Origin of the sequence: Streptomyces sp. NPDC085900 (genome assembly GCF_044540925.1) — a bacterium.
Lineage (GTDB): Bacteria > Actinomycetota > Actinomycetes > Streptomycetales > Streptomycetaceae > Streptomyces > Streptomyces gilvifuscus.
Genome location: NZ_JBITSP010000001.1, coordinates 305699 through 318105, shown reverse-complemented (window position 1 = coordinate 318105; position 12407 = coordinate 305699). Strand labels below are relative to the sequence as shown.

General features: G+C 71.2%; 9 protein-coding genes. 1 reads left to right on the top strand and 8 read right to left on the bottom strand.

All coding sequences use genetic code 11. The features are described from left to right. Positions 1-96 precede the first annotated feature (96 nt). Both ACIGDI_RS01400 and ACIGDI_RS01395 read right to left on the bottom strand, forming a co-directional pair. Positions 97-324 (bottom strand): chaplin, encoded by a 228-nt coding sequence (locus ACIGDI_RS01400; protein WP_399888837.1) that lies wholly within the window; start codon positions 322-324, stop codon positions 97-99. 262 nt (positions 325-586) lie between these two features. Then, entirely contained in the window at positions 587-979 is a 393-nt protein-coding gene (locus ACIGDI_RS01395; RefSeq protein WP_058925200.1) for a rodlin, read from the bottom strand. Between the two features lie 238 nt (positions 980-1217). Between ACIGDI_RS01395 and ACIGDI_RS01390 the strand changes: the two genes are divergently transcribed. Further along, on the top strand, positions 1218-1616 hold the full coding sequence (locus tag ACIGDI_RS01390) for a rodlin (RefSeq protein WP_399888834.1): 399 nt from the start codon (positions 1218-1220) through the stop codon (positions 1614-1616). 60 nt (positions 1617-1676) lie between these two features. Here ACIGDI_RS01390 and ACIGDI_RS01385 read toward each other — a convergent pair whose 3' ends face one another. The 6 genes from ACIGDI_RS01385 to mmsA form a co-directional block, all read right to left on the bottom strand. Further along, positions 1677-3596: an AMP-dependent synthetase/ligase gene (locus tag ACIGDI_RS01385; RefSeq protein ID WP_399888830.1), complete on the bottom strand. Its 1920-nt coding sequence runs from the start codon at positions 3594-3596 to the stop codon at positions 1677-1679. An 87-nt stretch (positions 3597-3683) separates the two neighbouring features. Continuing rightward, a complete protein-coding gene (locus tag ACIGDI_RS01380) occupies positions 3684-5246 on the bottom strand; it encodes a von Willebrand factor type A domain-containing protein (protein ID WP_399888827.1) in 1563 nt (520 codons plus the stop codon). A 172-nt stretch (positions 5247-5418) separates the two neighbouring features. After that, positions 5419-6291, bottom strand: a complete 873-nt coding sequence (locus ACIGDI_RS01375) for an ABC transporter permease (RefSeq protein WP_399888824.1) — start codon at positions 6289-6291, stop codon at positions 5419-5421. Next, the gene (locus ACIGDI_RS01370) at positions 6288-9056 is read right to left on the bottom strand and encodes a CocE/NonD family hydrolase (protein ID WP_399888821.1); all 2769 of its coding nucleotides are present in this window, start codon (positions 9054-9056) and stop codon (positions 6288-6290) included. Before ACIGDI_RS01370 ends, ACIGDI_RS01375 begins: the two co-directional genes overlap by 4 nt. Before the next feature lie 200 nt (positions 9057-9256). Next, positions 9257-10657 carry an APC family permease gene (locus ACIGDI_RS01365; protein ID WP_399888818.1) on the bottom strand — a complete coding sequence of 467 codons (1401 nt, stop codon included), beginning with the start codon at positions 10655-10657 and terminating at the stop codon, positions 9257-9259. Between the two features lie 242 nt (positions 10658-10899). Continuing rightward, positions 10900-12402: a CoA-acylating methylmalonate-semialdehyde dehydrogenase gene (gene mmsA, locus ACIGDI_RS01360; protein ID WP_399888815.1), complete on the bottom strand. Its 1503-nt coding sequence runs from the start codon at positions 12400-12402 to the stop codon at positions 10900-10902. Between the last annotated feature and the right edge of the window lie 5 nt (positions 12403-12407).

Sequence of the window (12407 nt, the reverse complement as noted above, 5' to 3'; positions counted from 1 at the left end):
TTCCTGCTTGGAGAAGTGGGAAAAGCCGGCCTCGGAACGATTGGAGCGGTCCGGGGCCGGCCATGACACAGCCGGTACGGCTGCGGCGTTACGTGGTCAGTCGTTCGAGCAGTGGTTGCCGAACGCCGGGTTCAGCGCGGCGATGACGTTCACGGTGTTGCCGCACACGTTGACGGGAACGTGGATCGGAACCTGGATCACGTTGCCGGAGAGCACGCCCGGGGAACCGATGGCGGCGCCCTCGGCCCCGGCGTCCGCGAAGGCCGGGGCGGCCACGCCGAGGGCCATGATCATGCCCGCGACGACAGCGGCGGTCTTCTTCATGAGATTTCCCTTCTCTGCGGTCATGCCCATTTGTCGGCCAGTGACCGAGCGAGCACAGCCGGAACGGCTCGCGCCATGACCTGCAGGCTGTAGAACGAGGAATAGCCGAAGGAGAAACTACGGAACGCGTGGCGCGGGGGAATTCACTCGATTGCCCCGGACCATCACACGTTTCCCCGTCGATTACATGGTGAACAAAGTGGGAAAAAGCCCGGACGGCCCGCGGACAAAACCGCGGGCCGTCCGGTTGGCCGGAAGAGGCTTACGACTCGCCCTGGGCCGAAAGAACCGACAGGTCCTCCAGGACGTGCGACAGGGCGCCGTCCCGCTTGGACTGGGTGGAGTTGTCGGAGCACTGCTGGGTGAGCTGGTCCGACAGGATCGGCACGTCCTGGACGTTGACGATCTGCAGGACGCCGACGTTGGTGTCGCTCAGGCCGAGGCACGGCTTGTTGAGCGTGCCCTCGACCAGCGACAGCTGCGGGCTCATGTCACCCTTGGTCGCCGAGTTGCCGAACGACGACGTGGCGCCGTTACCGTTCGCGACGGTCGGTCCGTTGTCGTTGCCGATGGCAAGCGCCGTCGGAGCTGCCGCCACCGACATCCCGACGACAGAAGCGGCGGCCGCGGCGGCGGCCATTGCCTTCTTGAGCACTTCGCGTTCCTTTCCTCGTAGCGACGCAATGCCCTACGGCCACATCAACCGGACCCGTGAGGAATGGTTGCGGGCATTCACTCAATTGGCCCTGTCCCACCCGGCGGCGCCCGGCGGGCACCGGGTTCACGGGCTGGTCCCCTATCGGCCGTAGGAGTGAATGGGAGAAACCCTCACGCACGCGGGGAGTTGACCAGGGCGCTCCGGTCCACGGGGCTTCCTCAGAAAGGACTGGCCAGTGATCAAGAAGATTGTTGCCACCGCGGCGATCGCCGCGTCCGCCGTGGGTGCCTCCGCCGCCGCGGCTCCGCAGGCACTCGCGATCGGCAACGACAAGGGCCCGACCGCGGCGAACGGCAACGGCTCCTGGCAGAGTTTCGGCAACTCCAGCACCTACGGGAACATGAGCCCGCAGATGGCCCTGATCCAGGGGTCCTTCAACAAGCCCTGCATCGCTGTCAGTGACCTGCCCATCGGTGTGCTCCAGGTCGTCAACGTCCAGGACGTGCCGATCCTGTCCGACCAGCAGACCCAGCAGTGCGCGGAGAACTCGACGCAGGCCAAGCGCGACGGTGCGCTGGCCCACCTGCTGGAGGACGTGTCGATCCTGTCCAGCGCCCAGGAGAGCGGCCGCTGATCAGCGGTTCCGGTCCAGGCCCTGGGGGCCGCCGAGCATCTCGGCGGCCCCTTCGGCGTGTCAGCGCCGGTACAGCTCCTCGATCCGGTCCGCGTAGGCCGCGTGCACCGCGTGCCGTTTGACCTTCAGGGAGGGCGTCAGCATCCCGTTCTCCTCGGTGAACTCGCCGTCGACCAGGGTGAACGCCCGGATCGACTCGGCGCGGGAGACGGCCTCGTTGGCGTAGTCGACGGCCCTTTGCACGTCGGCCCGGATGCGGGGGTCCCGTACCACCTCGGACATCGGGGTGTCGGCGGGCAGTTTGCGGACGGACAGCCAGTGGGCGACCGCCTCGGGGTCCAGGGTGACGAGTGCCGCGACGAAGGGGCGGTTGTCGCCGACGACGATGCACTGGCCGACCGGCGGGCGGCTGCGCATCCGGTCCTCCAGCACGGCCGGTGAGACGTTCTTGCCGCCGGAGGTGACGAGGATGTCCTTCTTGCGGCCGGTGATGGTGAGGTAGCCGTCCTCGTCGAGGGAGCCGAGGTCGCCGGTGGCGAACCACTCGTCGCGCAGTACGGCGTCCGTCGCCTCCGGGTTGTTCCAGTAGGAGCCGAAGACGATGCCGCCCTTGATGAGCACCTCGCCGTCGTCGGCGATGCGGACCGACGTGCCCGGGACGGGCTGGCCGACGGTGCCGGGGCGGGGTTTGAGCGGGGGGACGATGGTGGCGGCCGCGCTGGTCTCCGTCAGGCCGTAGCCCTCGTAGACGATGATTCCGGCGGCATAGAAGAACAGGTTGAGGTTGCGGTCGAGCGGGGAGCCGCCGCTGATGGCGTAGCGCATCCGGCCGCCGAGTTCCTTGCGGACGCGGCGGTAGACCAGGAGGTCGTACAGGGCCCAGGCGGCGTACAGAGCGGGGCCCGGGCCCTTGCCGCGGTCGAGGAACTTGTCGAGGTACGCCTGTCCGAAGCGGACGCCGACGCGGTCCGCGCGGTCGAAGGAGGCACCCCGGCCGATCTTCTCGGCGGTGGCGCGGCCGGTGTCGTGGATCTTCTCGAACAGGTAGGGGACGCCGACGAGGAAGGTGGGCCGGAACTCCTTGAGGGCGGGGCGGAGTTCGTCGGGCTTGATGCTCGGGCAGTGGCCGATCTCGATGCGGGCCATCAGGCAGGCGATCTGCAGGGTGCGGCCGAGGATGTGGGCGAGGGGCAGGAAGAGCAGGGTGGAGGCCGTCTGGTGGGTGACCTCCTTGAAGATCGGGTGGAGCAGTTCGACCGTGTTGGCCGCCTCGGCGTGCAGATTGCCGTGGGTGAGGACGCAGCCCTTGGGCCTGCCGGTGGTGCCGGAGGTGTAGCAGACGGTCGCGACGGTGCCGGGGGTGAGAGCCGTACGGCGCTTGGTGACCTCCTCGTCCGGGACGTCCTGGCCGAGGGTGGTGAGGTCGGCGAGCGCGCCGGCGTCCAACTCCCACACGCGGGGCGGACTTTCGTGCCCGGCGGTGCCGGTCGCCACCGTGGCCGTGTTCTCCGCGGTCTCCGTGACGGCGAAGCGGGCGCCGGAGTCGCGGACGATCCACTCGACCTGGTCGGCCGAGGAGGTGGCGTAGACGGGGACAGTCTGGCCGCCGGCCGCCCAGATCGCGAAGTCCAGGACCGTCCACTCGTAGCGGGTGCGGGACATCACGGCGACCCGACCGCCCGGTTCCAGGCCGGCGGCGATCAACCCCTTGGCGGCGGCGGTGACTTCACGGGCGAACGCCGCCGCGGTGACCGGCTGCCAGGCGGTGTCCCGCCTGCGGCGCAGGACGACGGCGTCGGGTGCCTCGGCCGCGTTGGCGAAGGGCAGGTCGGCGATGCTGCCGGTGGTGGGGGGTGTGGCCACCGGCGCGGTGCGGGCCTCGCGCACCACGCCTCTGTCGTCCCTGACGACCTCGACCCTGATGCGGGCGGCCAGGTCGGTGCGCTGTTTGGCCCGCTTCAGATCCTTGCGTACGCCCATGACGGCTCCCAGTCGGCTCTGACTGGGAGGTCAACTTACTCGCGAGTAAGGAAAGGTCAAGGGGGCCCGTCCCATTTCCCGGCGGTGTCACTTCATGAGATCGGCCTCGTCGATGGCCTCCGCGAGGTGCTGTACGTCCTTGTCCTCGGTGGCGTCCGCCAGCGCGTGGGCGCGCTCGCCGAGCCGGCCGAGGCCGGGGTTGCCGGGCAGGGCGCCGGTCCGGTCGGCCGTCGCGTCGCCGGTGCGCAGGGCGTCGGCGAAGTAGGCGGCGACCGCGGTGACCTGGAGGCGGTGCGGGGCGGTCCACAGGTGGTCGTGGAGGGCGCCGGTCTCCAGCCGGCCGGACTCCTCGTGCGGGGCACGGGTGCCGGGGTCCAGCCAGCGGACGCTCGCGGTGGCGAGGTGGCCGTCGGCGCCGGGCCTGGTGCGGACGGTGTAGAGGGCGGTGACCGTGTGGCCGGGGCCGACCTCGCCGCCGTCGACGTTGTCGTCGCGGAAGTCCTCGTCGGCGACCTTGCGGTCCTCGTAGCCGACGAGGTGGAACTCGGCGACCGTCTCGGGGTCGAAGGCGACCTGGGCCTTGGCGTCGCGGGCGGTGAGGTCGACGTTCTGCGGGAGCTGGTCGACGAAGACCTTGCGGGCGTCGTCGTCGCCGGAGACGTAGGCGGTGTGGCCGTCGCCCTTGTCGGCGAGGCGTTCCATCAGGGCGTCGCCGTAGTCGCTGCCGACGCCGACACCGAAGAGGGTGATGCCGTGGTCGCGGCGTTCGCGGGAGATGCGTTCGAGGATGGCGTCGGGGTCGGTGTCGCCGGTGTTGGCCAGGCCGTCGGAGACGAGGACGACCCGGTTGGTGGCGCCCTTGCGCAGGCCCTCGGCGGCGGTGGCGTACCCCTTCTCGACGCCGGCGCCGAGGTTGGTGGAGTCCTCGGTCTCCAGTTCGTCGATGGCGTCGTGGACCTTGCCGCGGTGGCCGGCGAGCCGGGTCATGGGCAGGACGGTCCGCGCCTCGTCGCTGAAGGTGACCAGGGCGACCGAGTCGCCGTCCCGGAGCCGGTCGGTCATCGCACCGAGGGAGCGCTTGGCGAGGTCGAGGCGGCCCGGTTCGCCCATGGACCCGGAGACGTCGACGACGAAGGTGAGGGCGGCGGGCGGGCGGTCGTCGGTGTGGGCGGCCCGCGTGGCGAGGCCCACGCGGACCAGGGACCAGCCGGTCCTGTCGGTCCGGGCGCCGTCGACGGAGACCGTGAAGCCGTTGCCGTCCGGCCGCTCGTAGTCCTGGCGGAAGCTGTTGACGAACTCCTCGGGGCGGACCTGCGAGGGGTCGGGCAGCCGGCCCTCGTCGAGGACGCGGCGGGCGTAGCCGTAGGAGGCGGTGTCGACGTCCAGGGCGAAGGTGGAGAGGTGGTCGGCCGACGGGGAGCGGCTCTCGTCCGAGGTCACGCTCCGGCTGCCGTCGGCCCCGGTTCCGACGGGGGCGGGGAGGCCTGCGGAGTGGTTCGAGCGGTCGGCGCTGGACTGGCCGCTGTCGCTCGCGCTGCATGCCGTCAGCAGCAGGCCGCCGGTCGCCGTGAGGGCGAGGAGGGCGGCCCGCAGCCGTCGGGTGCGGGCGGGTGCCGTGCCCTGCCGTGGTGTCCGGTACCGGTGCTCCATCTTCCGTGCCCCCTTTTGCCGTTCGACGTCTTCGAGGCCTGGGCGAAGGCCCGGGCTCTCAGTGACTGTGACGGCGCAGGGGGCCGGAACGTGCGTGACGGTGCGTTGCGGATGGATCTCGAAGCGGCCACGATCATGGCCCATCGAGACCGGTGGGAGATCCTCCGTTGACCTAGGACACCACGTCCTTGCGGGCGAAACCCCGGAAGGCCAGGGCGAACAGCACCAGGGCGTACGTTATGGAAATCGCCGTCCCCTGGATCATCCCGGACCACTCGGGATGCGGTTGCATGGCGTCCGCCCAGGCGAACTGCCAGTGCGCGGGCAGGAAGTCGCGCCAGTGGCCCAGCGCGGTCACGGCGTCCAGGACGTTGCCCACGATGGTCAGGCCCACCGCGCCGCCGACGGCGCCGAGAGGGGCGTCGGTCTTCGTGGACAGCCAGAACGCCAGCCCGGCGGTGACCAGTTGGGACAGGAAGATGTACGCCACGACCACCAGCAGGCGCTGGGTGGCCGTGCCCGAGTCCAGCGAGCCGCCGGTGGGGATCTGCAGGGGGCCCCAGCCGTAGGCGGCCGTGCCGACGGCCAGCGCGACCACGGGCAGCAGGATCATCGCGGCCAGGCTGAGCCCGAGTCCCACGGCGAGCTTGGACCACAGCAGGCGGGCCCGTGGGACGGGGGCGGCGAGCAGGTAGCGCAGGGAGGACCAGCCGGCCTCCGAGGCGACCGTGTCCCCGCAGAACAGGGCGACCGGGATGACCAGGAGGAACCCGGCCGACACGAAGAGGTTGACGGCGGCGAAGTTGGCACCGGACGCGGTGGCCGTGTCCATCAGCGTCACCTGGCCGCCGCGGTCGCTCGGGGTGCCGCCGATCGCGAACGCGATCACCAGCACGAACGGCAGCGCGGCCAGGATGCCGAACATGACCAGCGTCCGGCGCCGCTTCAACTGGCGGACCAGCTCGACCCGGAGGGGAAGGGTGCGGCCGGCGCGGTAACCGGAGGCGGTTTCGGCTTCCGCCGTCCGCTCGGTGAGCGTGCTCATGCTTTGCCTCCGATCAGGGTGAGGAAGGCGTCTTCCAGACGGCGGTGGGGGGCCAGGGAGGCGACCGGGACTTCCAGGCGGACCAGTTCTACGAGGAGGCCTGCGGCGGCGGAGGCGGAGGGGGGTGCGGTGAGGCGTTGTTCGTCGTCCGCGGCGCCGTGGGGGCTGGTCGCGCCCCGCGGCGAAGCCGCTGATGCATGCAGCCCCGCGCCCCTTTGGGGCGCTGCCCCACCGGGCGTCAGTCGGACCAGGAGGCCGCCGTTCGCTCGGGTTGCCGATTCCACGCCCGGCAGTGCCGCGACCTTTTCCACCACGGGGTCCGGGATGTCGGAGGCCAGGCCGACGAGCAGGGTGTCGCCCGTGCCGACGATCTCGCTCACCGGGCCCGCCTGGATCAGGCGGCCGCGGTCCATGACCACCAGGTGGGTGCACGACTGCTCGACCTCCGCCAGGAGGTGGCTGGAGACGATCACCGTGCGGCCGGCCGCCGCGTAGCGGATCATCACCTCGCGCATCTCGCGGATCTGCGGCGGGTCGAGGCCGTTGGTGGGCTCGTCGAGGATGAGCAGGTCCGGGAGGCCCAGCATGGCCTGGGCGATGGCCAGGCGCTGCCGCATGCCCTGGGAGTAGGTGCGCACGGCGCGGGCGAGCGCGTCGCCCAGGCCCGCGATCTCCAGCGCCTCCTCCAGGTGGGCGTCCTCGGCCGGGCGGCCCGTCGCCCGCCAGTACAGCTCGAGGTTCTCGCGGCCGGAGAGGTGCGGGAGGAAGCCCGCGCCCTCGACGAACGCGCCGACCCTGGACAGCACCGGGGCGCCGGGGCGGATCGCGTGACCGAAGACGCGGATCTCGCCGCCGTCGGGCCTGATCAGGCCCATCAGCATGCGCAGGGTCGTGGTCTTGCCCGCGCCGTTCGGGCCGAGGAGGCCGAGGACCTGGCCCTTCTCCACGCGGAAGGACAGGTCGCGGACGGCATAGCGGTCGGAGGACTTGGCGTACCGCTTGCTCAGGTCCGTGATCTGGAGCGGCACTTCGGCCAGGTCCGGGTCGGGGGGCGGGGCCGCGGTCGTCCGGCGGCGGCTGGTGACCAGGAGCGCCAGGGCGATCAGCGCGCCGGTCAGCGGCAGCCACCACACCCAGGAGGGCAGCGGGGCGGCCGCGGTCGTCACGCCGGGAGCCGTCGGCACCTTCAGGTCGCCCTTGACGGAGACGGTGTACGTCGCCGGGGCGACCGGGGAGGCGTAGCCGAGGTCCGTGGAGGCGAGGACCAGGCGCAGACGGTGCCCCTGCTCGAATTCGTGGTCGACCGCCGGGAGGGTGATCGTGACGTCCCTGCCGGACTCCGCGCCCTGCACGCGGACGGGGGTGACGAGCTGGGAGGGCAGTACGGGTGTGCCGCCGCCGGGTCCGACGTCGTACACCTTGGCGAACAGGACGGCGTCGTCGCTCGTCGACTTCACGTGGACCGTGACCGTCGGCGATCCGGTGACGCGCAGGCCGCTGCGGACCGGCGCCGACTCGAACCGCGCGAACTGGCCGGGGAAGTCGAGGGAGACGCCGACGCCGAGGGAGGACAGCTGGGCCAGGCCGCCCGCGCCGCCGAGGCCCGGCAGGGCGGAGACACCCGGCGGGCTGGAGCCGGCCGGGTTGTCGAAGCTCTGCTCGGTGCCGCGCAGGGCGAGGGAGCGCCGGCCGCTCTCCAGGCCGGGGTAGGTGTCGTCGGTCGCGCCCCGCAGCTGGGCGGCGCCGTCCGTGGAGTCGACGCCTCCGGTACGGGTGACACGGAAGGCCGGGCCGGTGTCGGTGCCCTTCTCGTCCTTGAGGTAGCGGTCGAACCAGGCCCGCACGCGCGCCTGGACGCGGCTCGTCTCCAGGTCGCCGCCGTCGTGTCCGCCCGCGATCCAGTCGACGTCGACGGGGGCGCCGTTGGCCTTGACGGCCTTCGCGGCGGCGTCGGCCTGGCCGAGCGGGAAGAGGGAGTCGGTCTGGCCCTGCAGCAGCAGGGTGGGCACCTTGATGCGGTCGCCGACGGCGGACGGGGAGCGGGACTGCAGCAGGGCGCGTGCCTGGGCGTCGGGCTTTCCCGACTCGGCGACGCGTTCGTACATCCGGCACAGGTCGGGCTCGAACTTGTCGCAGCCGCCGCCCGAGTTGACGAAGATGCCGGCCCACAGCTTCTTGAAGACGCCGTTCGGGAACAGGGCGTCCGCGAGGTTCCAGTAGGTGATCGACGGGGCGATGGCGTCCACGCGGTGGTCGTGGGCGGCGGCGAGCAGGGAGATCGCGCCGCCGTAGGAAGCGCCGGCGACGCCCACGCGCGGGTCGCCCGCCTTGTCGAGGCGCACCTGGGGCTGCTTCGCGAGCCAGTCGATCAGCCTGGAGACGTCGGCGACCTCGCCGCGGGGGTCGTTCAGGCCGATCTTGCCGGTGGATCCGCCGAAGCCGCGGGCGGACCAGGTGAGGACCGCGTATCCGTCTCCGGCCAGCTCCTCGGCCTGCTTGCGCATGTCGTCCTTGCTGCCGCCGAAGCCGTGGGCCAGCAGCACGGCCGGCCTGCGGCCGCTGAGGCCGGACGTGAAGTACGAGGTGTCGATGCGGACGCCGTCCATCGACATGACCCGGTCCGAACGGTGCACCGGGGACGCGTCGTCCGAGGCGGCGGCCGTCCACGTCCCCGCGCCCGCGAGGACGACGACGGCCGCCCCGGCGGCGAGGGCCCGCCGGGGGTTTCGCAGCAGGCCTCGCAGGCGGGGCGGTCGAAGATCCATGCGTCAACGGTACGAGGTGTCTCCGACGGTTGGAGCAGACCGGGGTGGGAACCGTGGGCCATCCCGCAGGAGTACGGGGGATCGGGTTGTACCGCAGGTGCTGTACGGCTGCCGGCTCGGGGCGCCTCGTAGTTCGCCGGGTGCGGGTGTGTGGGGGCTGGTCGCGCAGTTCCCCGCGCCCCTCGGGGCCTTCGGCCCCCTCAGGTCTGCTGGTCCTCCGGGATCGAGACCAGCCAGCGGGTGTCCTTGCGGGGGCGGAGGTAGAAGGCCCAGTACAGCGTGGCCGCCGCGGTGATGCCGCCGGTCCACAGCAGGTAGCTCGTCTCCTGCTGGGTCAGGATGTACGCCAGGACCGCGATCAGGAGGACCGGCATCGTCGGCCACAGGGGCATCCGCCAGGCCGGGGTGTGCTTGTGGGAGCCTCGGCGGGAGAGCAGGGCGGCCACCGCGACCAGGAGGTACATGCCGGTCACCGAGACGCCCGTGACGCCGTACAGGGTGTCGAGGTTGACGAAGCAGAGCAGGGCGCCTGGGACGCCGACGGCGAGCGTGGCGACCCAGGGGGAGCCGAAGCGGCCGAGGCGGGCGAAGGCGGTGTTGACCGGGGTGGGCCAGGCCTTGTCGCGGGCCGAGGCGAAGAGGACCCGGGAGTTCTGGATGACCATGACGATGCCCGCGTTGATGATGGCGAGGGCGACGCAGAGGCTGACGAAGGTGCCGACGTCGGAGTTCGACCAGGCGGTGACCATGGAGCTGATGTCGCCGCCGCTCAGTTCGGAGATGTTCGAGGCGCCCATGGTGATGGCCGCGACCGGGACCAGGATGATCACCGTCGAGATGGCGAGGGTGGCCAGGACCGTGCGGGCGACGTTGCGGCGCGGGTGCTCCAGCTCCTCGGAGAGATAGACCGCGGTCGAGAAGCCCTGGGTGACGAAGAGGGCGATCGCCAGGCCCGAGACGACCAGCATCGCCGTGACCGTGTCCGTGTGGCCGTGCGCGCCGGCCACCTGCATCGACACCAGGCTGCCCACGCCGCGCTCGCTGTGGGCGAAGCCCAGGACCGCCACGACGGCGGCCGCGATGACCTCCAGGACCAGGAAGATGCCGGTGATCCAGGCGTTGGCGCGCAGGTCGAGCAGACCGGCGAGGGTGGCCAGCAGCATCACGCCGGCGCCCGCGATCGACGGGTCGAGGTGGATGACCGGGGCGAGGTAGTCCGCGGTGCCCATGGCGATCACCGGCGGGACGATCATGACCACCAGCAGCGACAGGACGAAGACCAGCCAGCCCGCGAGGCGGCCGGCCATCGTCGAGACCATCGCGTACTCGCCGCCCGCGCTGGGGATGAGGGTGCCCAGTTCGGAGTAGCAGAACGCCACGGCGATACAGAGGAGGGAGCCGATGGCGATCGTCAGGGCGGTGGCGGTGCCGAGGGTGCCGAACAGGTCGGGGACGACCACGAAGAGGGTGGAGGCGGGGGTGACGCAGGAGAGGGTGAGGAGGGTTCCGCCGACGACCCCGATGGAGCGCTTGAGCGCCTTGGAGTTGCTGTCCGTGGCCTCTGGGACGGCGGTGTCGACAGGGCGGAGCGTGTCGGTCATTGAGCGGTTCCGATCGGCTGGTGCGGATTCCTCCGGCGGCTGGGGTTGCTGCATGGAACCCCGACGAAAACCAACCCGTCAATACCTGTTTACCTACGGAATCCGTAGATCGGAAGGCCTTTCGATCCCGTATACGTCACTCCACTCCCCTGCTTCTTCGATTTTCCCCCGTACGGGAACCGCAGCGCGCGCGGGCAAAAAAATGGGGCCGTCCGCAGTGCGGACGGCCCCGGGCGCCTTGGTCAGTGGTTGCGCGGGAAGCCGAGGTCGACGCCGGCGGGGGCGTCGGCCGGGTCGGGCCAGCGGGTGGTGACGACCTTGCCGCGGGTGTAGAAGTGCGTGCCGTCGTTGCCGTAGATGTGGTGGTCGCCGAAGAGGGAGTCCTTCCAGCCGCCGAAGGAGTGGTAGCCCACGGGGACCGGGATCGGGACGTTCACGCCGACCATGCCGGCCTCGACCTCCAGCTGGAAGCGGCGGGCGGCGCCGCCGTCCCGGGTGAAGATCGCGGTGCCGTTGCCGAACGGCGAGGCGTTGATGAGCGCGATGCCCTCGTCGTAGGTGTCGACGCGCAGGACGGTCAGCACCGGGCCGAAGATCTCGTCCTGGTACGCCTTGGCGGTGGTGGGCACCTTGTCGAGCAGCGAGATGCCGATCCAGTGGCCGTCCTCGAAGCCCTCGACCGTGTGGCCGGTGCCGTCCAGGACGACCTCGCAGCCCTCGGCGGCGGCACCGGTGACGTAGGAGGCCACCTTGTCGCGGTGGACCTTGGTGATCAGCGGGCCCATCTCGGAGGCCGGGTCGTTGCCCGGGCCGATCTTGATCTTCTCGGCGCGCTCGCGGATCTTCTCGACCAGCTCGTCGCCGACGGCGCCGACCGCGACGACCGCGGAGATGGCCATGCAGCGCTCGCCCGCGGAGCCGTAGGCGGCGGAGACGGCCGCGTCGGCGGCGGCGTCGAGGTCGGCGTCCGGGAGGACCAGCATGTGGTTCTTGGCGCCGCCCAGGGCCTGCACCCGCTTGCCGTTGGCGGAGGCGGTGGTGTGGATGTAGCGGGCGATGGGGGTGGAGCCGACGAAGGAGACGGCCTTGACGTCCGGGTGCTCCAGCAGGCGGTCGACGGCCACCTTGTCGCCGTGGACGACGTTGAAGACGCCGTCGGGCAGGCCCGCCTCGGCCAGCAGCTCGGCGAGCTTGATGGAGGCCGACGGGTCCTTCTCGCTCGGCTTGAGCACGAAGGTGTTGCCGCAGGCGATGGCGATGGGGAACATCCACATCGGCACCATCGCGGGGAAGTTGAACGGCGTGATGCCGGCGACCACGCCCAGCGGCTGGCGGATGGAGGAGACGTCCACGCGGCTGGCGACCTGCGTCGACAGCTCGCCCTTGAGCTGCACGTTGATGCCGCACGCGAGGTCGACGATCTCCAGGCCGCGGGCCACCTCGCCGAGCGCGTCGGAGTGGACCTTGCCGTGCTCGGCGGTGATCAGCTCGGCGATCGCGTCCCGGTTGGCGTCCAGCAGCGCCCGGAAGCGGAAGAGGATCTCGGTGCGCCTGGCCAGCGAGGACTGGCCCCAGGACAGGTAGGCGTCCTTGGCGGCGGCGACCGCCGCGTCCACCTCGTCGACCGATGCGAACGCGACCTTCGTCGTCACCGCGCCGGTCGCCGGGTCGGTGACCGGGCCGTAGTTCCCCGACGTGCCCTCGGCGGTCTTGCCGCCGATCCAGTGGTTGACGATCTTCGTCATGCCCA